This window comes from Calyptranema fuscum S582 (assembly GCF_055793305.1).
In genome coordinates this window covers 41176-65307 of the sequence record NZ_JBSLYH010000044.1, presented here as the reverse complement: position 1 = coordinate 65307, position 24132 = coordinate 41176, and the positions used below count along the sequence as shown (strand labels likewise).

Below are 24132 nucleotides of genomic sequence, written 5' to 3'. Positions count from 1 at the left end.
TAGTCAGGGGGTTCAAAATTTTTGGGTTCAAGTTGGCTTAAGTTTTCTCTGTACTGGCTTAATCCCTTATGGGCTGCTGATCGGGGTCAGAGTTCATTGGCTGCTCGCCCTGGGTTTCAGTGGCATCTTGTTCAGTTTCTTTCTCCTGTCGTTTTTACGAGACACCAAACATAGGATCGTTAACTCTCTGCCCAGTGACTGGCACTACGTACCAGCGCAGCCCCAAGACTTTCCTGGTTTGAATACCGATCTACTGCAACGACAAACGCAAACTTTAGAATCTCTAGGCTTTGTCATCTTCAGAAATTATTCTGTCGAACCAGGGTCTGGGTTTTCCCGATGTTTCATGCATCCACAGCACTACTGTTTTGCTGAAATTGGGCAACTGTTTAATCCAACAACCGGGCAGCTGAGTCAAACCCACTCGGTTATTTTCAGCGTGCTGACAGAAGATTGGCTACTGGCGTCAATTGGTAGAGCCGCAGGGTTACTCGACAGCCTCTCCTATGCTTTCTGGCGTAACCCCAAATGGCTGCGACTGTATTATGCGGATCTCTCTTTAGATGAGATAGTTCAGGCGCACTTGAGATTTAGACAGCAAATGCTCGATGACTTAGCCATTCAGGTTTCTAACGATCTGTCGTGGGAAGCGTATAGCCAGGGACAACGGCAAGCCGCTCAGTATCGTAAGCAAGCTGTTCAGCAAAAAAGTCTCTTGCTCGCTATGGTCAGAGCAATCTGGTTTGAGCTAAATCCAAAATCGGAATGGTTGGAAGATTACCCCAGGGCAGCTGCAAAGCGACGGAAACGTCCCTGATCCCCATCAAAAAAATTAAATTTGCTTGGATGCTGGAGTTTTAACGATAAGAAAAAACTCCGGTTTTTTAATTTTGGGCACGATCTGAAACCCAGACAGGGCGATCGCCCTAGCAAAATCAGGCGTTGATCTCATGCCTTCACCACAAAATTTTTGAGATTTATTGGGTATTGGCGATCGCACAAATCTGAGGGAGCCTCAAGATTTCTTATTAATTTTAAATCCGTTTTGTGTTGACCCGATATTCTTGGGGATAACCGATATTTAAGGAGATAAATGTTAATTCAATTTAATTAAATGATTAAGCTTTTTTAAGTATATGAGAACAGTAGAAGGGCTTAGCGATTTCTTATAGATACTATAGATTATTTCAATTTGTAAATAAGTAACAACAAACGGTAGATTTTTTGCTGATCACGGGGGGTGAAAACCAGAGTAAATCTCGATTTGCCGAATTTGAATTATTGTTAATTGCCTTTAAAGTAGAAACACCGACGGTTTTATAATCACCAGAAGTACTCACCCCGGTTAGTCAAAAATCTTCTGTCTCGTATTTCTGCAAGATAGGAATGGATGACTGCTCTCTTGGGCAAATAGCGAAGGCAGTTTTCTGTTAACGCTGTATCTGGGATTTACTTCCCCTCGCCATAGAGCAATCTGTGGAGATGAATAGAACAAGAGAAAAAATCGTAGTTACGAATCCGGGGAGAATATGATCGTTCCTGTGTCTAGAGAGAGGAGAGTCTCTAATGACAACTACCCCACGGGAGCGAGAGGCAAAAGCCAAGGTCGTAGTTGACAAGGATCCGGTTCCCACTTCTTTCGAGTTGTGGGCTAAGCCTGGTCACTTCGATCGCACCCTGGCAAAAGGTCCAAAGACTACTACCTGGATTTGGAACCTCCATGCCGACGCTCACGATTTTGATAGTCATACCAGTGACCTGGAAGATATCTCCCGTAAAATTTTCAGTGCACACTTCGGGCATCTAGCCGTTGTGTTCATCTGGTTGAGTGGGATGTATTTCCACGGTGCTAAGTTTTCCAATTATGAAGCTTGGTTAGCCGACCCTCTGAGCATTAAGCCTAGTGCTCAGGTCGTTTGGCCCATTGTTGGTCAAGAAATTTTGAATGCAGATGTAGGCGGTGGTTTCCAGGGAATTCAAATTACCTCTGGTTTCTTCCAGCTCTGGCGTGCTTCTGGCATCACCAATGAATTTCAGTTGTACTGCACTGCCATCGGCGGTCTAGTGATGGCTGCGTTGATGCTGTTTGCTGGCTGGTTCCATTACCACAAGGCTGCTCCCAAACTGGAGTGGTTCCAAAATGTGGAATCCATGATGAACCACCACTTGGCAGGCTTGCTAGGCTGTGGCTCCCTGGGTTGGGCTGGTCACCAAATCCACGTTTCACTGCCAATTAACAAACTGTTGGATGCTGGGGTTGCACCTAAAGACATCCCCCTGCCTCACGAGTTCATTCTGAACTCCAACCTGATGGCAGATTTATATCCAAGTTTTGCTAAAGGTTTAACTCCCTTCTTCACCCTCAATTGGGCAGAGTACTCTGACTTCCTAACCTTTAAGGGTGGACTAAACCCCGTAACAGGAGGGCTGTGGTTGTCGGATACGGCACACCATCACCTAGCACTGGCTGTTCTCTTGATTGTCGCTGGTCACTTCTACCGGACAAACTGGGGCATTGGTCATAGCTTTAAGGAAGTGTTGGAAGCCCACAAGGGTCCTTTCACGGGTGAAGGCCACAAGGGCATGTATGAGATCTTCACGACTTCCTGGCATTGCCAGTTGTCCTGGAACCTAGCATGGATGGGATCTCTGTCCATTCTGGTGGCTCAGCACATGTACTCCATGCCACCGTACCCCTATATCGCAACGGACTACCCCACTCAGCTCTCTCTGTTCACTCACCATATGTGGATTGGAGGGTTCCTGATTGTTGGTGCGGCAGCTCACGCAGCGATCTTTATGGTGCGCGACTACGATCCAGCGGTACACGTCAATAACAACCTGGATCGGGTACTCCGTCATCGGGATGCCATCATTTCCCACCTCAACTGGGTTTGTATCTTCTTAGGATTCCACAGCTTCGGGTTGTATATTCACAACGATACGATGCGGGCTTTGGGTCGTCCTCAAGATATGTTCTCCGACACGGCGATTAACCTTCAGCCTGTGTTTGCCCAGTGGATTCAACATCTCCATGCAATGGCTCCTGGCAATACAGCACCGAATGCGCTGGCAAGTGTCAGTTCTGCCTTTGGTGGTGACCTGGTTGCTGTTGGTGGAAAGGTTGCCATGATGCCGATCGCCTTAGGCACGGCAGACTTCATGGTGCATCATATTCACGCCTTCACCATCCACGTAACGGTTCTCATCCTCCTCAAGGGTGTGCTGTTTGCTCGTAACTCTCGCCTAGTTCCAGACAAGGCTAACTTGGGATTCCGTTTCCCTTGTGACGGTCCGGGTCGGGGTGGCACCTGCCAGGTTTCTGGTTGGGATCACGTCTTCTTAGGTCTGTTCTGGATGTATAACTCCATTTCTGTTGTAATTTTCCACTTCAGCTGGAAGATGCAGTCAGATGTTTGGGGCACTGTAAACGCTGACGGTTCCGTATCCCACATCACGGGCGGCAACTTTGCTCAGAGTGCGATCACCATCAACGGATGGTTGCGCGACTTCCTTTGGGCACAAGCGGTCAACGTGATTGGTTCTTACGGTTCTGCACTGTCTGCTTATGGGCTGCTGTTCCTGGGTGCACACTTTGTTTGGGCATTCAGCTTGATGTTCTTGTTCAGCGGTCGTGGCTATTGGCAGGAATTGATTGAATCTATTGTTTGGGCACATAGCAAGCTCAAGGTTGCCCCTGCGATTCAGCCTCGTGCTCTGAGCATTATTCAGGGTCGTGCTGTTGGGGTAGCTCATTACCTTCTGGGAGGAATTGTTACCACCTGGGCATTCTTCCTGGCTCGGATCATTTCTGTAAGCTAGCGTTAGCTTTGATCTTGAACCTCTCTAGACTGCTGGATTAGAGGATGGGCTTTGGACCTTACGTTACAGGGCAGTAGGATTTTTTAATCGATTTCCTAATTGATTTGTAGTTTAGAGTCCAGAGTCCATCGTCTAGAGTCCGGTAGACTGGAGGCAGATATTAAAAGCTGATCGCTAATTGAGAACTTCAATTAGGACTTATGGCAACAAAATTCCCTAAATTTAGCCAGGACTTGGCTCAAGATCCGACTACACGTCGGATCTGGTATGGGATTGCCACAGCCCATGATTTTGAGAGCCATGATGGGATGACGGAAGAAAATCTTTACCAGAAGATTTTCGCCTCCCACTTCGGTCACCTCGCAATCATATTCTTGTGGACCTCTGGCAATCTCTTTCACGTTGCCTGGCAAGGTAATTTCGAACAGTGGATCAAAGATCCTCTCAATATCCGTCCCATTGCTCACGCGATTTGGGACCCTCACTTTGGTCAAGCTGCTGTAGATGCGTTTACTCGGGCTGGTGCTTCGGGTCCTGTTAACATCGCTTACTCAGGTGTTTACCACTGGTGGTACACCATCGGGATGCGGTCTAACGGAGATCTGTACAGCGGTTCGATCTTCCTTCTCATCCTCTCTGCTATCTTCCTGTTCGCAGGTTGGTTGCATCTTCAGCCCAAATTCCGTCCGTCTCTGTCCTGGTTTAAGAATGCTGAATCTCGTCTCAACCACCACTTGGCTGGTTTGTTTGGGGTTAGCTCTCTGGCTTGGGCAGGTCACCTGATTCACGTTGCGATTCCTGAATCCCGTGGTCAGCATGTGGGCTGGGATAACTTCTTGTCTACACCTCCACATCCCGCTGGTTTGCTACCTTTCTTCACTGGCAACTGGGGAGTTTATGCTCAAAACCCTGATACGGCTGGGCATATCTTCAACAGCTCTACTGGTGCAGGCACTGCAATCCTGACTTTCTTGGGTGGTTTCCATCCTCAGACTGAGTCGCTGTGGTTGACTGACATGGCTCATCACCACCTGGCGATCGCTGTTCTGTTCATCGTTGCGGGTCATATGTACCGGACCAACTTTGGTATCGGTCACAACATGCGCGAGATCATGGACGCTCACAATCCTCCTTCTGGAACTCCGTTTGGTGGATTGTTGGGTGAAGGTCATAAGGGCATGTATGACACCTACAACAACTCGCTACATTTCCAACTCGGTTGGCACCTGGCTTGCTTGGGTGTGATCACCTCTGTGGTGGCGCATCACATGTATTCCATGCCTCCCTACGCATTCATTGCGCAAGATCACACCACCATGGCAGCGTTGTTTACTCACCATGAGTACATTGCTGGGTTCATTATGGTGGGCGCGTTTGCTCACGGTGCTATCTTCTTAGTTCGGGATTACGATCCTGCGGCTAACAAGAACAACGTGTTGGCGCGTGTTCTCGACCACAAAGAGGCAATCATCTCTCACCTGAGCTGGGTGTCTCTCTTCTTGGGCTTCCATACCTTAGGTCTGTACGTCCACAACGACGTCATGCAAGCGTTTGGTACGCCTGAAAAGCAAATCTTGATTGAGCCTACCTTTGCACAATGGATTCAGGCGGCTCATGGTAAGGCGTTGTATGGCTTTAGTGCGTTGCTTTCTAATCCAGATAGCATTGCGTCTACGGCTTGGCCAAACCATGGTGATGTCTGGTTACCCAACTGGTTAGATGCCATCAACAGTGGTGCGAACTCTTTGTTCTTAACCATTGGACCTGGCGACTTCTTGATTCATCATGCGATCGCTCTGGGTCTGCACACCACCACCCTGATCTTGGTCAAAGGTGCGTTGGATGCTCGTGGCTCTAAGCTGATGCCTGACAAGAAAGACTTTGGCTATAGCTTCCCTTGCGATGGTCCGGGTCGTGGCGGTACATGCGATATCTCTGCTTGGGATTCCTTCTACCTCGCCATGTTCTGGATGCTGAACACCATTGGTTGGATCACCTTCTACTGGCATTGGAAGCATTTGGGCATTTGGTCTGGAAACGTAGCTCAGTTTAATGAAGCGTCTCCGACGATCATGGGCTGGTTACGCGACTACCTCTGGCTCAACTCGTCTCAGTTGATCAACGGTTACAACCCGTTTGGCATGAATAACCTGGCGGTCTGGGCATGGATGTTCCTGTTTGGACACCTGGTCTGGGCAACTGGCTTCATGTTCTTGATCTCCTGGAGAGGTTATTGGCAAGAACTCATCGAAACGATTGTTTGGGCACATGAGCGGACTCCTCTGGCGAACCTGGTTCGTTGGAAAGATAAGCCCGTTGCACTCTCCATCGTTCAAGCTCGCTTGGTTGGTTTGGCTCACTTCACCGTGGGTTACATTCTCACCTATGCAGCCTTCCTAATTGCCTCAACAGCGAGTCGCTACGGTTGATAAGCTGATTTAAGATCACAAGAAAAAATCCTCTGTCGCAAGGCAGGGGATTTTTTCTGTGTTTGTTGCGGACGAGTGCAATAGGTCATGTGTTGGAAAGCGGCGCTTTCCAACACATGACCATCCTGGTTCTGAGCGCGACTAAGCTCTAGTCAAACTGTCTTGTACCTGAGCTTGCAATTGTGCCTCCGTTAGAGCCGGTTCCAGGCAACTTAACCCCTGGCAGACTAAGGCGATCGCCCCTTGTGGCAAATCTGATTCAAATTTCAGCATGGCAGTGGGCAAATAGGCACAGCCGAGGTTATTGAGTGTTTCTGGACGGGCACGGATCAGTGTGGCATTGCGGAACCAGTCCAACGCAATAAACAGACTGGGACACGCCTGAGGAGAGCGGTTCATCATGCTGCTAAAGGATTGTAAGGCGGCTTCAGCGCGATCGAGATAGTCTAAATTTTCAGTTAACAGGAAAAGGCGAACCAGATTGGCGATCGCTATCCCATTGGCAGAGGGTGTTGCATTGTCGTCATAACTGCGCTCGCGCACGACCAGATCGGGACGAGCATCCGTGTTGTAATAGCCTCCCAGTTCTACACTCCAGAGATAGTCGTCAAATTCATCCTGTAATTTGATCGCGTGATCGAGCCATGCGATTTGCGATGAAGGGGTAAGGGGGTGAAGGGGTGAAGTGTTCGAGTCCTGATCTTTGATCGTTAATCCCTGACTACTGGCTTGATCTAAATCCAATAGCGCTTTGATAAACAGGGCGTAGTCTTCAGACTGAGCCATCACAGAGGCCTGCCCTTCATAATTGAGGCGGTGAAAGCGATCGCCCATAGCGGATTCTGACGCATCGCTGACAAACTGGTGATCGAGAATAAATTGGGCAGCGGTGGCTGCCAGTTCAAAATACTCCGGATTTTGAAACACCATAGCCGCTCTGGCTAAGCCAGAAATCATCAGGCTATTCCAGGCGACGATCATTTTGGTATCGGTCACTGCCGGAATGCGTCCCGCCCAGGCTGTGGTTTTTGCCTCTTGGTTATTGCGAGCAGGTGGGAAGGTTTTCAGGGTGGCGCTGCCATAGCGAACGGCAAATAATTGCTGGAGGATGTCTTCGATGCTGTTGCCTGCGATGTCATCCGCCGTGCGCCTTTGCAATACATTTTTGCCCTCAAAGTTGCCGCCTGGAGTGACGGTAAACAGCTCGGATAGGGTTGCCAGTTGTTCTGAGGACAATAAGCTTGCCAGCTCGGCATAGTGCCAGACATAAAAGGCACCCTCCTCAGGTTCGATATCATCGGGTGTGATGAAGCTATCAGCATCTTGCGCGGCATAAAAATAGCCGGTGGGTGCCGTCATTTCCCGTTTTAGCCAGGAAACGGTCAGGGCGATCGCCCGTTTAAAACAGGGTTCCTCGACTCCGACACTCCAGAGATCTGCCAAAAATTCGACAATCTGGCCATTGTCGTAGAGCATTTTTTCGAAATGAGGCACTGTCCAGTTGGGATCAACGGTATAGCGATGAAAACCGCCCGCCACATGGTCAAAAATACCCCCCAGGGCTAAATCTAAGCCGCGCTGACGACAGGCGACTGCGGCATCATATTTGGCATCTTCAATGGCAAACCGTACGGCTCGCAATGCAGCTGCGGCGTAGGGAATCATGGGGAAACTGGTGCCGTGCCCCCGTCCGGTCAAAATTCCGGCACTATAGATTAAGCCCCGAGTCAAGACATCGCCATCTAAGGGTTCTACCGTTTGAGTCAGCGTGGCTTGCTGGAGCCGTTCTAGAATTTCGTGTTTGACCGATTGAATTTTGGTTTTCTCAGTGTCGTAAAACTGCCGGATTGCCTGAAGTACTTGTAAAAATCCGGGTCGTCCATATTTGGGTTCCAGCGGAAAATACGTGCCGCCATAAAACGGGACGAGATCATCGGGAGAAAGAAACACATTGAGCGGCCATCCCCCCTGTCCTGCCATCATTTGTAGAGCTTGCATATAGATGCTATCGATGTCAGGGCGCTCTTCTCGATCGACCTTGATCGGCAAAAAATAGGCATTCATATACTCTGCGATCGCCGGGTCTGAAAAGGCTTCTCCCTCCATCACCGTGCACCAGTGGCAACTGGAATAGCCAATCGACAGAAAAATGGGTTTATTTTCTTGCTTTGCCGTTTCCAGGGCTGCATCACACCACGACCACCAGTCGATCGGATTGTCGGCATGTTTGCGGAGATAAAGGCTCTGAGCCTGGGCAAGACGATTGGACATAGACCACTAACCAAAACTCGACATGAGTACGACTTCCTTGAGTGTATAGCGCCCAGCACGATTCAGAGCAGTCGAGGTCAGCAGTTTCCAGGAAAGCATTGTTATGCATACATACGTCTCTCTCCAGGCAACCTATAATGATTGGGCAGTCACAACAATAGATTCAGCATTCGTTTTGGGGGTAGACGTTGGATCAAGTTATTGGCATTGATCTGGGCGGCACTGCAATCAAATTAGGACGGTTTGACCGAGACGGCAATTGCTTACAATCGTTGACCGTACCTACGCCACAACCTGCCTACCCAAACGCTGTTTTGACAGCGATGGTGGAGGCGATCGCACAACTTGATCCCAACCACGAGTCTATGGCGATTGGGGTCGGCACCCCCGGACCTGCTGATGCTGCCGGACGCATTGCCCGTGTTGCGATTAACCTCCAGGGTTGGCGAGATGTGCCACTGGCAGACTGGCTGGAAAAACAAACCGGAAAACCGACGATTTTAGCCAATGATGCGAACTGCGCTGGCATGGGAGAGTATTGGCTGGGGGCAGGTCGGTCATTTCGCAATCTGATCGTACTGACACTGGGAACGGGCGTTGGCGGTGCGGTGATTCTCAATGGCGAACTCTTTGTTGGAGCCCAGGGCACCGCAGGAGAGTTAGGGCTAATTACGCTAAATCCCGATGGTCCGGAATGCAACAGTGGTAATCGCGGCTCGTTAGAACAATATGCGTCAGTGCAAGCCATTCGCCGCCGGATGGGTTTAGAACCCGATGTCTTGGGGGCACAGGCTGAAGCTGGAGATGAAGCAGCGATCGCCTTTTGGCAGAGCTATGGACGCGATTTGGGAGCCGGATTGGCTAGCCTGATTTATATCCTTACCCCTGAAGCTGTGATTATTGGCGGGGGCGTCAGTGCCAGTGCAAAATTCTTTTTTCCCGCCATCTGGGCAGAAATCGAGCAACGGGTGCTTCCCAGCTCGCGTGAAGGCTTGCAACTGTTGACCGCCGAATTAGGCAATCAAGCTGGTATCGCAGGGGCAGCCAAGCTGGCATGGCAAACATTAGACCAGAGTCAAGGGTTAGCCACAGGAAAACAGGTAGTGGAGTCGGCGTCTATCCCCCAGCTTCCCCATCCCCCCACTCCTCCATCGGCACCGCTGCCCAGCATTGAATCCCTGCAAACTGAACTGACCTATCTTCGCCTCGCCTACGATCGGGCTGTAGAAATGGCGCAGTTTAAGTCCGGTTTTTTATCGCGCACCTCCCATGAGTTGCGATCGCCGATCAACAGTGTAATCAGCTTGCACCAACTCATTTTGGCAGAGCTGTATGACAGCCCAGAAGAAGAAAAAGAATTTATTGCCCAGGCAGACACAGCTGCAAAAAAGATGTTGGGGCTTTTGGATGAACTGATTAGCGTTTCCAAAGCCGACTACGGTTCTATTCAGCCGCAGTTTCAGCCCTTTTCGTTGTCCGATATGCTGCATGAGATTTACCATCTCACCTATTTGCAAGCGCAAAATCGCAATTTGCGCATGACAATCGAGTTTCCCGATCCCGATATCTCTGTTTTGGCAGATCAACGCTGGTTCAAACAGGTGGTGTTAAATCTGATCGATACACCCCTAGCCCTGATGCAAGAGGGCAACATTCGCGTCACCCATCGAGTTGCCGCTGAAGAACATCGAGTTTACATTTGCATCGAAGATCAACGCCCGGTGGAAACCTGGAATGAACCGTTGGAGCTGTTGAAAGCCACCTTTAATAAACAGCATGCCGAGCAACCCACGACGTCACAAGAGGCAAAAGAACAGGTCAAGGCGATCGCCAAGTCACTCAACCACCTGAAGAAACCAGGGCTGACGCTGTTTATTAGCCAGACGTTATTGGAATTGATGCAGGGGCGCTTGGAGCTGGTCGCCGCCCCAGAAGACTGTCTGCTTGAAGGACTGCCTTCTAGTCTGAATATCGAAGCGACCTCTGATCTCACCCGCATTCAATGCTCGATTCCCCTTGCCCCTTAAGCTCACTAATTAATCAACCTGTCATTCTTTTTGAGAAGGTAACGGCTCCACTGTCGCATCCGTCCAACAATGGGTCATTTATTTCATTTGAGTACTTTATGTCTAACCTGTTGAGTCTGATTCTAAAAGGGGGACCTGTGATGATCCCGATAGTGGGGTTATCGGTGCTGACCCTGGCGTGTGGTTTAGAACGAGCCTGGTTTTGGTATCGCTTTTTAGCGAAAGAAGATCGGATTGTTCACGATGTTTTAGAAGCTGCTCGATACGATTTAGATCAAGCAGAGGCGATCGCCGAACACGCTAAAGATTTACCCATTGGTCGCTTTTTGTTAGCCCCTTTAAAACTGAAAAGTCCGACGCCGGAAACCTTTCGCCTGGCTATGGAAGCTGCCGCCGATAAAGAATTTATCAAAATGCGCAAAGGCGACAAGCTATTAGAAACGGTAGTGGCGATCGCACCCTTATTAGGCTTGTTAGGCACTGTCACCGGGCTGATTATCACCTTTGCTAACCTTCAGGTTGGCGGGGGTGGTACAACTACCCAGGCAACGCAGGCAGCATCAGGCATCGGAGAAGCTCTGATCACCACAGCGGGTGGAATGGTGGTAGCCATCATCGCCCTGATGTTTTTCCGATTGTTTGTGACGTTGCAATCTCATCAAATCGATTATTTTTCAGAAGTCGGGTCTGAAATGGAATTAATTTACCGCCAGATCTGGTACGAACCATCGGTGAGCGAGCAAGCCTCCTACCTGTCGTCTGCCACGAGCGGCAGCATTGCCCCGTCTTAAAAAGTTAACCCCTTCCTATGCGTTTTAAGAATCGGCAAGCCCCTCAGCAAATGCCCATCCTCAATCTGGTTCCCATGCTAGATGTGTTGATGACGGTTCTCACGTTTTTCATTATTGTGGCAATGAGTCTATCGCTAGAACAGGGAGTAGACCTAGAGTTGCCCGGTCGTGAAGAGTCTGCCTCGCCACCTCTATCCCCAACACCGTTAGTAGTTCAGCTCGATGCAACGGGTCAGATCCGACTCAACAACACACCCAGCACCTATGAGGAATTAGCCTCGCAGACCCGTGCCTATCTCACGGCTCATGCGGAAGGCGTGGTGATTTTGCAGGCAGATCCGGATTTACCGTATGAACATGTCATCGATCTGCTAACGGACTTAAAGGATATCGGGGGCGATCGCGTTTCTCTGGCGATCGAATAATTCAGACCCTTAGAATCCTCATAAACATAACTTGAATACTTTTTATGGGAGAGTGCGGCTCCGCCACACTTTCCCATAAAAAGTGTGGGTTTTAATTTTGTAATGATCCATTACTGCTTAACGCAAGCTTGAGCCATGCGATTTAACCAACACCGACCTGGCAACGATCTGCCAGAAGTTAACCTGGTGCCGATGATGGACGTGCTCATGACCGTCCTAACCTTTTTCATCATTATCGCCATGACCTTAAATGGCGAAGTCGTCAATGTGTTTCTGCCCCAAGTCACAGAATCGGACACAGCCGCAACCGACAGCGATTTAGCACCCACGCTAGTCGTCGGACTGACCACGCAAAACGAAATCCTATTACACAATCAGCCCGTCAGTCGCGACGCCATGATTCAGGAGATGCAGACCTTTCTTCAGCAGCACCCTGAAGGCATCGTGATCTTAAAAGCCGATCGCGAATTGGCATACAAAAATGTTTCGGCGTTGCTCAAAACCATGCGAGATGTAGGCGGCGGCAGGGTTTCATTAGGCATCGAAACCAAGCCTCAATAATATAAACTAAGTCTCAATAATATAAAGACAGCTGATGGGTTGAAAAGGGGCGCTCCGCGCCCCTTTTCAACCCATCACCTTCCTGGTTCTGAGCGCGTAGCGCGATATAAAGAAAGATCTATGTTGGTCAGCGTGGCACTGCCACGCTGACCAACACAAATTATGTGAATTTTATTTCATGGCTTCTTGCGTCATAACCGATCGCACAGCTTGTTGATAAAACGCATCTAACCCCTGAACACACTGGCGATCGTCGTAAATGATGCTGTAGCGCTGACGAATTTTCTCGACGATGGACTGTCGCCATGGGCGATCGCACCCTAACTTCACCGCAATCTCGACGTACTCTGCTTCGTCGCGGGCAATTGTTTCTGTCATCCCCATCATGGTCAAAATGGCGTAAGCATGGCGACCGCGCATAAACCGACCGGGACGAGTGACCACCGGCACATGGCAGGCAGAGGTTTCAAACGTTGTGTTGCACCCTGACCAGCTCAAGCCATCTAAAAAGACATCAACCACCTGATTGAGCTGAAAAAAGCCAACCTGATCCTGGCGCGGCAGAATGACGCAATACTGCTCACTATCCAATCCCACCTTAGCAAAGGCGTGCTGGAGACGTTGCCGGAACGTTTGGGTGGTGTAAGTGCCCGTATTAGCCGCTAAAAACGCAATCTGGGCATTGGGTACCCGCTGAGCGATCGCGGCAAAGATATCGTCATGTTGCGGTAGATATTTATAGAGCGATTGGCACGAAAGATAGATGATCGCATCGTCTCGCAACCCAAAATCAGCCCGTGTCTGGGTGGGGGCAGGAATATTGGGTTTGGGATAGGCAAACCCCAGATTGGGCAAGCGAATCAGCGTTTCTGAATACTGGCTATCGGCATCCTCAGGTTCCATTAAATCGCTGGAAATGAAATAGTCAATCACGGGTGAACCGGAGGTAATGGGATGAGAGCCAACACTGCACTGAATCGGGGCTAACCGCAACCCTGCCAATTTAGCCGCTAACACATTCATCCCCAAATCAAGATGCACCAAAATATGCAGTTGATCGTCAATAATTTGTTGGGCGATCGCGTCTAATGGATCGTTAATCTGCTCGCCAAAATAGTGAGCAGGATTGTCATATTCTCTAAAGTGATCGCTATAGGATTTGAATTGATCGGTCAATGAATCGTGCTGAGTATCGGTGTAATACGAATAAATTTCAAACTGATTGCGATCGCAATATTTAAAATACCCAATTGATGTTTTTGCCACCGAATGGAGTCGCATAAATCCTGAAATATAGCCAACGCGGATCTTTCCATGTTCCGTAAGCGGTGGCATCGGTCGGGGTGCAACCAACTGAGGATAATTGGCAACCATAATCTGATGCACCAATTCTCCATATTGCTTCTGCAACTCCAGATCATTCTCGTTTTGATATGCCAGATAAAAATTACTGCCCCGACTGATTGCCGTGATGGCTGCCTGTCGATCAGAAAGTTGATCTAACCTCAGCGTTCGGATCAAGTCGTCTAAAGCATCGGTAAATCGCTGTCGATAGGTATAAATTTCCGCTTCAGATTCATACAGCACAGGCAACAATCGTTGATTTTCAAACCGTAGCTCAATCGAATTAGGATAGAGACTTAGCGCTGTTTCGTAAACCTTTGCTGCTTCTTGATGTTGATTGGTTGCAAAATAGGCGAGTGCTAAATTATTCAACACATCGTATTGAGTTGCCTCTATTTTTAGAGCCATTTGATAAATGGCGATCGCCTCTTCTGCGCGATTTTGAGCCATTAATAAATTGCCCAGATTAAGATAGCTGCCGACATGATTTGGGTTCGTCGATATAGCCGATCGATAAACAGATTCTGCCTCATGTTCTTGACGACACCGAGTTAAAAGATTTGCCAAATTATTGTAGGCATCTGTAAAAGTTGCATCGAGGGCGATCGCCGTTTGGTATGCCTGAATTGCCTGAGCATCCTCCTGCCCCCGTTCCAGCACTAAACCCAAACTGTAGTGTTGAACCGCCTGATTTGGAGCAATTTGCACTGCCTTTAAAGCAGCCTCTAAGGCACGGTCATACACTCCTTTCATGTAATACAACAGTCCTAAATTGCGCCAGCCATCGGCATGATGAGGATCAAGCGATACCACCGCGTGATATGCCTGTTCAGCCTGATCGAGATCACCCGCCTGATGAGATTGCAACGCGGTTTGATAGAGGTGATCAACCTGAGACTGGCGATCGCCAAACTCCTTGTGAAATTGTCGCAACGCTTGAAGGAATTGGGGTTGGCTGTGTTGTTCCAGCGTTTCATAGTCATAATGTTCACTTTGCTCTCTATCCCAGGTGAGCAAATGAATGCCATTGGCGATCGGCAACGTCAAAGCACTGTGACTCTGGGGATGCAGCATCAAAAAATCCCAGATCGCTTGCTGGATCGCACTGGAGTTACTCCCAACCAAAATCATGACAGCCCGGTTTGCCAAAAAAGGCTGAACCGATAGCAATCGCAGCAGACAATCTCGATAATCTTGCGCCCCATGCTCCACATAGACACCAATGGCATCGTCACTCCCCATCTGTCTGAGCTGGTAAAAAAACGCGTTGGCAGATTGGTCACACAGCCCTACCTGGTCGCTGATACCCACTTGCTCTAAAGCGCTGACAAATCCGTCATACCAATCTGACTCGCCCGTTTGGCTGGAAAAATCGTGAACGGCGTATGCCATTGCATCGGGGTGATGCAGCAGTGCGCCGACTAAGCTTGCCGCATCGGGACAGCCGACCTGACAATAAATTTCGCCAGCCTCCAGATGTGCCACTGCTAAATTGAGCAACTGTAACGCGCTGGCTGGGGTGTCTGTCTGAAGGGAATCTTGCAGATCGTGCCAGACTTGAGAACGAGGTTGCAGGCGATCGCGTCCCCACTGATCGTAGTAGGCAGGAAGCTGAGCAATAAACTGCCGATAGTCCATGTTCAATCCCCTCAACCTGTTGCAGCATCTGCCTTTAGCGTACCCCGTCTACATCTAATTCTTAGGAGCACAAATTATCTTTTTGAGAGAGCGACAGCGGCGCTGTCGCTCTCTCAAAAAGAATTAGGTTCTATGAATCCTGATCCTCAGTCACTTCATGCTGACAATTCCTGACCATTGCACTTTTTTCAGGCGATCGCGGCGATAGGAAAAAAAGTGGTCTGCGTGTTGATAGGTGCAGTAAGGGGCGATCGCCACTTGTGCAGAGGTCAACCCTAGCTGCGCCAGCTGCAATAGATTAATCCGCCGGACATCCAGGCGCGCCCGTCCGGGTTGGGGATCGGGAAGTAAGGGTGAATCGGGAAGTTGCCGCAACGCATCTAAAATGGCATCTGGATTGTCAACCGCTGCCGTGCGCTCAATATCGTTTAACACCGTTGCCCCCACCTCAGCTGCGACGGTTGTTGAAACCTGATATACCTCTCCCGCGATCGCCGGACCCAGGGCTATTCGCAGGTTTTGTAGCTGACTGCCCTGCGTTTGCAAACGAGCGATCGCTTTAGGCAAAATTTCTAACGCCGTCCCCCGCCACCCTGCATGAACCGCTGCCACCTGCCCGGTTTCGATATCTGCCACTAATGCCGGAACACAATCGGCAGAACAAACCCAAACCGCCTGTTCTAACTGCTCCGTCACCACTCCATCGGCATCGGCTAACGGCAACGAAGCGTCTGTGGCGATCGCCTGTTCAGCCGTCAAGCTGGCAATTTCAGATGGGGTTAGCACCGTATTGCCATGCACCTGCTTGGCTCGATAAACCGATGCCGTTGGATGGAGTACCTGCACCAAATTTTCTGGCAGTTGGGGAGAATAATGCTGGGTAAAAAAGCCGTGGGGAAACCCATCTAACAAACTACACGTTAGATAGGGCATATCTTGCCAGTGATGCCAATGCCAGGTTTGCATAGAAATTAGAACGTATAGAGAATAAACGAGTCGTCTTTAACGCTGGCGACATTCTATGATCAGTTGAGCCTGCTCTGGGGAATTTCTTGTGCCGTTTGATGTCAACCATTTGCAGTCTCTCATTCAGTCAGAAAACAATCCGCTAGAACAATACAAATCTGCAAATGCAACGTTAGCTCCATCCTACCCCGCCTTCAAAATCCAAGTTTTTGACGAACTTGCGTCCACCAGTTCCACCGTATGGGAGTGGATCGAGCAGGGTGCCGAAGAAGGAACCGTGGCGATCGCCCTACAACAACGTGCCGGACGCGGACAATGGGGCCACCAATGGTTGTCGTTGCCGGGTGGCTTATACCTTTCCCTGGCATTAATGCCCAACCTGATCGCAGCCCAGAGTGGACAACTCACCCTTTGTATAGCTTGGGGCATCGGCAATGGCTTAAGAAGTCGGGGGGTGCCCGTCCACCTAAAATGGCCGAATGATCTGGTGGTGGATGGGTTGAAGTTGGGGGGTATTCTTACTGAAACTCGACTTCAAAAGGGACGGGTCACTAAAGCTGTCGTCGGCATTGGCATCAACTGGTGTAATCCTGTTCCCCCAACCGGAATCAACCTCAGCCAAGTCCAGGTCAACTATCCGCACCTGGCGATCGCCTCGTTAGAAGAACTGGCGGCGATCGTCCTGCTAGGGGCAATCAACGGCTATCGACGCTGGCAGCACCAGGGCATTGACGCGATTCTGCCTTGCTATCACGCAATCATGGCTGGCATCGGCACAACGATCGAATTTGACGGGCACATTGGTCAACTTGTGGGCGTCACCTCAACAGGCGCACTCAAAGTAAAATTGCAAGTTCAAGCAATTCCGCCTATATATGAAGAGGTTGATGTGCAACCTGGCAGCATCAGCCTCGGGTATGTCTGCGATAATGCCAATGAATTAGGGTGCCCCGTTGATTAATCGATCCGGTTCTTTGAACTAGCGTCTGCAAAACTAACCAGAGCGATCGCCAACGCTCACTGACTCTCTATCTCTAATCCAACGCCCTCAACTTCAAGCAGTTTATACTACCCTATTGAGGTGAGTCCGATCTGCTCACACCCTTACAGCGTATTTCATATTAATAAAGGTAAAAGGGGGCTGGGGGCTTCGCTCCCAGACAGGGGTTCCACCCCTGCACCCCGCACTGGATACCTCGTCAACTTAGAGAGGTCTGTGAAACTCGTCCGAGTGGATGAATCCGCTGGATGAAGATCAGCACTCTCGTCGATAGCGATAATCAGTTCGGTCAGATGCATCGTTAAGATGAACGCTACTGGATATGAAAAAATGTTAACCTTCATAGTTGAAGTTCTCGAAACATTCACTTTCGGACTCGCTATTTTGTAATTCCCACGTAATTCTCAATATTTAGATAGAACTTTATTTGCGCCTTAAGCGCTTAATATCGAATCGCGATTCCAGCTATGACACAAAAACGCGAGTTACCCCCTATGCATCAGCCCAGAAAGCCATCCTCCTATCCATCGTTACTTGCTCAAGGATTGGGCTTGCTTAGTAGTGTAGGCGTTCTTACATGCGGCATGGTCTTTGCCCAAACGCCTCCCTCTTCCAGCACCGATGCCGTACCAAGTGCTTCAGATTTACTGGGAGCAGATGTGCACATCGAGGCTGCCCCTCAGGCACCCGCAGCGCCTGTCATCCAAAATCCAGAACCCGCCAGCGTTCCAGAGCCTCAGGCAGCACCCCAAGAACCATCGCCCCAAGAAAACAGCGCAGCTTCTCCACAACCAACTACGGCTGGAACACCTGCCCATGTACCCGCTCTCGATGCTTCTGAGCTAGATGACACACCTCAAGTCGTCGGCGATTTTAGCAGTCCTTACATCGACACAACCAACTACAATCTGGGCGCAACCTACTCTGACCAGCCTACCGTTGTGTTTTCAGAACGCTCCACCGGATGTCAGGCAGTGTTGCAACGAGGTCAAAGCGTGCCTGCCAGCCTCTGCCAAACTGCCTCTAGCGGTGGTCAACGCCCCGGACGAGTCAACTCCATTAGCGTTGGTCCGATTACGTTAAGTCCCAACGGCATCCGGCTGAATGGCGGCTCCGCCCAAAATTATTACAACCTCAGTCCCCGTCCAGCAGGACTACCAGGAAATGGCAACATTGCCCTGATCTTCCCTCTATCGGTACCTGAACCCATCACCTCCTTGTTTGGCTGGCGGATGCATCCTATCTACGGAGATATGCGCTTTCACTCAGGGACAGATATCGGTGCGCCCATGGGTACCCCGGTGTTAGCGGCTTATTCAGGTCAAGTGGCGATCGCCAGTATGATGCGGGGCTATGGATTAGCCATCGTGGTGCAACACGGTGACACGCAACAAACGCTGTACGCGCATCTTTCCGAAATCTACGTCCGTCCAGGCGATCGCATTGAGCAAGGTACGGTCATCGGTCGCGTTGGTAGCACGGGCAACTCAACCGGACCTCACCTGCACTTTGAAGTTCGCCAAAGAACGTCTGATGGTTGGGTAGCTGTAGACCCAGGTCATCTGCTAGAAACAGCCCTGGCAAACTTTTCTAATAATTTGCAGATTGCCGATGTAAAACCTGACGGAGAAGAGACCTTAGTGGCTCTAAAAAACCTCAGCAAAGCTAGCAAAGCCGCAGGCACTGCTTATTCTTTTCTAGCCAAAGAGGAAAGCCCAAAACCCTCTGAGTTACAAGCTACTGAACCCAAACAGTAGAGTTTGTATCGCTTCAAGCCAGGGTCTGTTTAAAGGAGTATTTTTTTGGGCGCTTCGCGCCCGAAAAAAACACCCCCTCTTAGCGAGTTTTAAAACACGCCCTAATATAAATCCCCATCCTTTCGTGTTCCTACTCCACAGGGGCACAAAAGAATGGGGATTTTGTTTGTTTCATGCGTCTAAGCGGCAGATAAAGCAGGGCTAAGCTGCGCATGACGGACAACATAAGCAATGTGAAGGGGATAACCCTGCGAATAGAGCTTATCAACCCCTTTGAGAGCTGCCTCACGATTTCTATAAGAACGGAGAACTTGCTCAGTACCATTTGCGTAGAGAATGCACAGTTGCCAGATCATGATGCCTACCCCAGCCCAATACAACTAAAAATTCATGCAGCCACTTTCAAAATCATGTTCAGAGCTTTACAAAACTTGGTCGTAACTTTACAACCCTTTCATACAAAATCTTATGCTTTCATAGAAGCTTTGCACTCCGTGCAATTATTGAATGCTTGCAATAGTAAAACTACGTTAATGGGTCATTTCAAAGCTGATGTAGTATTAAGCACCCATGCTAAGTCAGCAAAATCTAGAGAGGTTAGAGGGTCTAACCCCTCACTTAAATTCATTACTCAACCATCTATAAAGCTTCACGCCTGGATAAATTACAGGTGTTGTGTGAGAGCCGCACGGGGCGCGGCTCTCACACAACACCATGGATATCACGCTATTGAGAATGGTTATAAAACTTGAGTTGCAAAATTCGACGAGATTCACCTTCTGTAAGCCAACGCACCCTGGCGCATGACAACACCCTTTTTAGATTCGTTATCCCCATGAAATAAAGGTGTAATAAATCGCTCCATTGCCTCCGTAGAGAATCAGAAAACCTACTGTGTCCAAAATCTTTTCTTCAAGTCAGCTTTATAGAAGCTAAAGAAAATTTTGAAAGAATCACACACTCCCATCTAAAGTGACAATTAGACTGTGGAGGAGTAATTGATGGACTCTCCGTCCAGATTTGTACGGTGTAGTGAAAAGTAGGTTTCAAACCATATGTATGACTGTATTATTGTTGGCGCAGGTCCAGCAGGCGGAGCTGCTGCCTATCATCTGGCAAAGCAAGGTCGATCGGTTTTAATTTTAGAAAAAGCCACTCTGCCACGTTACAAACCCTGCGGCGGTGGTGTTTCGCCTCAAATTGCACAATGGTTTGACTTTGACTTCACTCCAGCTATCTCACTCAAGGTCGATGTGGTTCGCTATACCTGGAACATGGAAGACCCAGTAGAAGCTGACCTGAAACCCTCAGAGCCGATTTGGATGGTACGTCGGGACGTGTTTGACCATTTTTTGGTGCAGCAAGCCCAAAAGCAAGGTGCTGAACTCCGGGATAATACTGAGGTCACAGGCATTGAATTCCAAAGCGATCGCTGGCAAGTCAATACAGCCAACGGTCCTGTCGTCGGGCGTTATTTGATTGCTGCCGATGGAGCCAAAGGTCCAATGGCAAAATGGCTAGGGTTTAAAGAACGAAAACGCCGTTTGGGAGGGGCATTAGAAGCAGAAGCTGCTGCCCCTATCCATAGCAATGAGCCAATTCACTTCGAATTTGGCATGATCAAAAATGGTTATATCTGGAATTTCCCCAAGGCAGACGGCTACTCGATTGGGGTGGGAACCTTCCGGGGTGGAGAACCCCAAGATTTCAAGAGTATTCTGTCGAAATACGCCACCATGTTTGGCATTGATGTTAAAAATTGCCAACAATATGGTCATCCGCTTTGCCTTTGGGATGGCGACCAGGTTTTACATACCCAAAATGCACTTTTGGCAGGTGAAGCGGCGTGCGTTGTAGACCCCTTTACTGCCGAAGGCATTCGCCCGTCGATCTTCTCAGGTGTTAAAGCAGCGGCGGCTATTAATGCGGCGATCGCCGGTGACATCAATGCTCTAGAGAAATATACCCAGGTCATCAGCCAGGATTGGGGCACAGACATGGCATGGGCACAACGGCTGGCAGGTGTCTTCTACCGGATGCCCGGTGTCGGCTACCGTCTAGGCGTGAAGCGTCCTTCTGCAACCAAACAAATGGGTCGGATTTTGTGCGGAGAAATGCGCTATGCCGATATTGCCAACCGTGCCATCAAGCGCCTGGGCGCAGGTCTCATCCCCGGCATGAAATAAACCGGGCGGTGCTAGTTTTGGCTATGAATTTGCCTGTGAAACCAAAGGTTTCACAGGCAAATTCATAGCCAGATTCAGCTATATCCTAAACCGCAGGCGATGTGAAAAGCGGCGCGGCGCGCCGCTTTTCACATCGCCTTTCCGCATCTGAATGCATCGCACTACAATCCTGAGTTACCCTGTCACACAGTTGCCGTCTTTGGGAATAACTAAACCATACGAATTCTTTTGCACATCAGGTTGGGTGAGATCTGTGCCATTGTCGAAGTATTTCAACCGACTTGAAAACTAGATCAAAAGCCCTGCCCATGCAGGGTTTTAAGGTTTTATGGTGCAAGAGCTTTCGTGATTCTCGTTGGCTTCTGGGGTGCATTCATGGTCTATACACTTCGCGTTGCAGATTTACCAACTACAGAGCGACCGCGTGAGCGGCTGATAGAACAAGGGGCTCATAACCTTTCGACTGCCGAACTCATCGCCATTTTAATTGGCACAGGTCAGGGTCCTGGAAAACTATCGGCGATTGGCTTAGGACAATATATTTTAAAAAAACTGGGCGAACATCAACGCGATTCGCTGGATGTGTTGCGCCACATCACAGCCCAAGAGTTGATGCAAATTCAAGGGATTGGGCTTGCCAAAGCGGCATCTATTCTGGCAGCCATTGAGCTGGGCAAACGGGTGCTGTACTCGCGACCTTCTGATAAACCTGTGATTGATGATCCGGCGATCGCCGCCGCCATTCTCAGTACCGATTTAATGTGGCAAACGCAAGAGCGGTTTGCAGTTCTTTTATTAGATGTGAAACATCGGCTCATCGGCAGTCAGGTGGTGAGCATCGGTACCGCTACCGAAACGCTCGCCCATCCTCGTGATATTTTTCGGGAAGCCATTCGCCAGGGAGCCATTCGCCTGATTGTTGCCCACAATCATCCATCTGGTAGTGTAGAACCTAGCCCAGAAGACATTTGCCTGACCCGACAATTACTCACAGGAGCAAAATTGCTAGGCATTCCGTTGCTAGATCATTTAATCTTAGGGAGTGGCAATCATCTTAGCTTGCGCCAAACTACAACCCTTTGGCAGGAGGTTCCTCAAGACGATTAGTGATAGTCTATTAAAGAATTCGACGCAAAGGTTGCACAAGAACGCAAGCTAACTTATACTTAAGCCTCGAACTATACACGTAAGCCGTTTTAGAACATTTGTTAGGAGGTTTCTATTCCTGAGCCACTCACCCTAACCGTCAGTTTAAGAGGTACTCGCGAAGTTAGGGATAACTGTCAATTGTTCCGTCTTGCTGGATTGTTGGATGCTTTTTCTGAGCCGACATTCCGCAAGGTTTTCGATAAATTTGTTGAGGAAGGACCCAAAAACATTATTTTGGATCTGGCTCAAATTGATTTTGTAGATAGCTCCGGTCTAGGCGCGTTAGTACAACTCGCCAAAAAAGTTCAAGGATCGAGCGGAAAACTACAAATTGTCACAAATCCACGGGTTACTCAAACCGTCAAGTTAGTCCGATTAGAGCAATTTTTGGCATTGCAGCCATCCGTTGACGTTGCATTAGAGAATTTGAAGCAGTCTTGAGTGCATCTTTCAGGTGAGATTGCTCTTGTCATCATCAATCTTTAATTTTGTCCCGTTTAGGTTTATCTCGCGCGATCGCTAAACGGTTTCAAGCCCTTGCATCACGTTTTTGGATGTGTGGAGCCTATAAAGATTAAGTGAGTCAGATCCCTTGGCTAAGGCTTGTACTCATCATCTATCTTCCAAAAACCTCCATGGATATTTTGTGGCAATGTATTTAAAGCTTTTGGGCGGTAGGTCTTCCTGCCGCCCAAGTAGTTTATCAAACCCCTAATAGCTTCATTTGGGTAGCGATGTCAGCCTGACGACCCATGATTCGATATAAATCCTGGCAAGCGGCTAGAAGATCGCGGTATAGAAGACCAATATATCTTTATCTTTATAAATCAATGGCATTGTTGAATCCAGCTATGAAATTTGGTGTGAGTGCCCCACAGAGTGAGGCACTCACACCAAATTTCATAGCCTAAATTAGCAACGCCAACCCATTAGTGAGTCCAAACTAATTAGTGAGTCCAAACTAGGGAGTGCAAGATGCCGTCGAATATAGCATTGATGAGAACTATGGATCTCAAGGGCTGTAAATGTGCAAGCTGAGGAAGAGCTAAATTCGCCACTGTTGCCAGATGACTGGAAGACATTCGCCGCTACTCAATTGCATGGAGTCTTAGCCGCAGGACTCCAGCACCCTACGGATATTGAACGCCTATCTCCAGCCTCTTTGGCTTATATTGGGGATGCCGTCTATGAGTTATATGTCCGGCTCCACTATTTGGTACCCCCAAGAAGCCTGAAAACCTATCATCAACAGGTGGTTGATCAGGTGCGAGCAGAAAGCCAGATGCGTCAGTTGCGATCGCTGGAACCAACGTTAACGGATTTAGAACGTGAAGTTGTGAGACGGGGGCGAAATGCCGCTGCTAAAGGGCCCAGGCGCGTTGCACTTAGTATTTATCAGCAGGCTAGTAGTTTGGAAGCTTTGATTGGATATCTGTATCTGACGAACCCTTCACGTCTAACTCAAATTTTGTCTCAAATTAATTTTGATTTACCGCCAGACGCGGCTGAACCGACGAATGAGTAAGCAGATTCAACGGTTCTAGGTCAGCTCAAGTTGGGTGTAATGTCCCAAAAAATTGATCTGCATTGAGGAAAAGACGTTGGTTGTTGGCATTGATGCAAGAATGTCAGCGCTTTGCGACCTTTTCCGAGGGGTTGAGTGTCGAGATGTAGCGCCTATCTGTTGATCTCGGAACACTTATATATCGAATTGTGAACACAGAATGTTAGGGGATCATGACAATGGCAATTAATAAGAATCGAAA

The 24132-nt window shown here is 49.0% G+C and carries 17 protein-coding genes and 1 pseudogene; 14 read left to right on the top strand and 4 right to left on the bottom strand.

What is annotated here, in order from left to right; all coding sequences use genetic code 11:
- From ACR6Z4_RS24500 to psaB, 3 genes are all read left to right on the top strand, one after another.
- Positions 1-817 (top strand): hypothetical protein (locus tag ACR6Z4_RS24500; RefSeq protein ID WP_479719952.1); only part of this gene is annotated, 817 nt, incomplete at its 5' end.
- A gap of 749 nt (positions 818-1566) precedes the next feature.
- Positions 1567-3822: a photosystem I core protein PsaA gene (psaA, locus tag ACR6Z4_RS24495; RefSeq protein WP_479719951.1), complete on the top strand. Its 2256-nt coding sequence runs from the start codon at positions 1567-1569 to the stop codon at positions 3820-3822.
- Positions 3823-4022: 200 nt separating this feature from the next.
- Positions 4023-6251 carry a photosystem I core protein PsaB gene (gene psaB, locus ACR6Z4_RS24490; protein ID WP_479719950.1) on the top strand — a complete coding sequence of 743 codons (2229 nt, stop codon included), beginning with the start codon at positions 4023-4025 and terminating at the stop codon, positions 6249-6251.
- 141 nt (positions 6252-6392) lie between these two features.
- On the opposite strand, the gene ACR6Z4_RS24485 is transcribed toward psaB, so the two are convergent.
- Positions 6393-8522: a thioredoxin domain-containing protein gene (locus tag ACR6Z4_RS24485; RefSeq protein ID WP_479719949.1), complete on the bottom strand. Its 2130-nt coding sequence runs from the start codon at positions 8520-8522 to the stop codon at positions 6393-6395.
- Positions 8523-8710: 188 nt separating this feature from the next.
- On the opposite strand from ACR6Z4_RS24485, the pseudogene ACR6Z4_RS24480 reads away from it, so the two are divergent.
- The 5 genes and pseudogenes from ACR6Z4_RS24480 to ACR6Z4_RS24460 all read left to right on the top strand — a co-directional run.
- A pseudogene (locus tag ACR6Z4_RS24480) lies at positions 8711-9589 on the top strand (ROK family protein); the annotation flags it as partial.
- Between the two features lie 162 nt (positions 9590-9751).
- On the top strand, positions 9752-10549 hold the full coding sequence (locus ACR6Z4_RS24475) for a sensor histidine kinase (protein WP_479719960.1): 798 nt from the start codon (positions 9752-9754) through the stop codon (positions 10547-10549).
- A gap of 98 nt (positions 10550-10647) precedes the next feature.
- A complete protein-coding gene (locus ACR6Z4_RS24470; protein WP_479719948.1) occupies positions 10648-11340 on the top strand; it encodes a MotA/TolQ/ExbB proton channel family protein in 693 nt (230 codons plus the stop codon).
- A 17-nt stretch (positions 11341-11357) separates the two neighbouring features.
- Positions 11358-11765, top strand: a complete 408-nt coding sequence (locus tag ACR6Z4_RS24465; RefSeq protein ID WP_479719947.1) for an ExbD/TolR family protein — start codon at positions 11358-11360, stop codon at positions 11763-11765.
- A 135-nt stretch (positions 11766-11900) separates the two neighbouring features.
- Entirely contained in the window at positions 11901-12326 is a 426-nt protein-coding gene (locus ACR6Z4_RS24460) for an ExbD/TolR family protein (protein ID WP_479719946.1), read from the top strand.
- Positions 12327-12497: 171 nt separating this feature from the next.
- On the opposite strand, the gene ACR6Z4_RS24455 is transcribed toward ACR6Z4_RS24460, so the two are convergent.
- Together ACR6Z4_RS24455 and pgeF are read right to left on the bottom strand one after the other, a co-directional pair.
- Entirely contained in the window at positions 12498-15308 is a 2811-nt protein-coding gene (locus tag ACR6Z4_RS24455; RefSeq protein WP_479719945.1) for an O-linked N-acetylglucosamine transferase, SPINDLY family protein, read from the bottom strand.
- A 150-nt stretch (positions 15309-15458) separates the two neighbouring features.
- A complete protein-coding gene (gene pgeF, locus ACR6Z4_RS24450) occupies positions 15459-16274 on the bottom strand; it encodes a peptidoglycan editing factor PgeF (RefSeq protein ID WP_479719944.1) in 816 nt (271 codons plus the stop codon).
- Between the two features lie 88 nt (positions 16275-16362).
- Between pgeF and ACR6Z4_RS24445 the strand changes: the two genes are divergently transcribed.
- Together ACR6Z4_RS24445 and ACR6Z4_RS24440 are read left to right on the top strand one after the other, a co-directional pair.
- Entirely contained in the window at positions 16363-17235 is an 873-nt protein-coding gene (locus ACR6Z4_RS24445; RefSeq protein WP_479719943.1) for a biotin--[acetyl-CoA-carboxylase] ligase, read from the top strand.
- Between the two features lie 506 nt (positions 17236-17741).
- A complete protein-coding gene (locus ACR6Z4_RS24440) occupies positions 17742-19031 on the top strand; it encodes a M23 family metallopeptidase (protein WP_479719942.1) in 1290 nt (429 codons plus the stop codon).
- Positions 19032-19210: 179 nt separating this feature from the next.
- Here ACR6Z4_RS24440 and ACR6Z4_RS24435 read toward each other — a convergent pair whose 3' ends face one another.
- The gene (locus tag ACR6Z4_RS24435; RefSeq protein WP_479719941.1) at positions 19211-19387 is read right to left on the bottom strand and encodes a family 2 glycosyl transferase; all 177 of its coding nucleotides are present in this window, start codon (positions 19385-19387) and stop codon (positions 19211-19213) included.
- Positions 19388-20086: 699 nt separating this feature from the next.
- Here ACR6Z4_RS24435 and ACR6Z4_RS24430 point away from each other — a divergent pair.
- The 4 genes from ACR6Z4_RS24430 to ACR6Z4_RS24415 all read left to right on the top strand — a co-directional run bounded on the left by ACR6Z4_RS24430 (position 20087) and on the right by ACR6Z4_RS24415 (position 23891).
- Positions 20087-21217, top strand: coding sequence for a geranylgeranyl reductase family protein (locus ACR6Z4_RS24430; RefSeq protein WP_479719940.1), 1131 nt, complete (start codon positions 20087-20089; stop codon positions 21215-21217).
- Positions 21218-21592: 375 nt separating this feature from the next.
- Positions 21593-22324 carry a RadC family protein gene (gene radC, locus ACR6Z4_RS24425; protein ID WP_479719939.1) on the top strand — a complete coding sequence of 244 codons (732 nt, stop codon included), beginning with the start codon at positions 21593-21595 and terminating at the stop codon, positions 22322-22324.
- Between the two features lie 114 nt (positions 22325-22438).
- Positions 22439-22807 carry an STAS domain-containing protein gene (locus ACR6Z4_RS24420; RefSeq protein WP_479719959.1) on the top strand — a complete coding sequence of 123 codons (369 nt, stop codon included), beginning with the start codon at positions 22439-22441 and terminating at the stop codon, positions 22805-22807.
- Positions 22808-23462: 655 nt separating this feature from the next.
- On the top strand, positions 23463-23891 hold the full coding sequence (locus ACR6Z4_RS24415) for a Mini-ribonuclease 3 (RefSeq protein ID WP_479719958.1): 429 nt from the start codon (positions 23463-23465) through the stop codon (positions 23889-23891).
- Positions 23892-24132 lie beyond the last annotated feature (241 nt).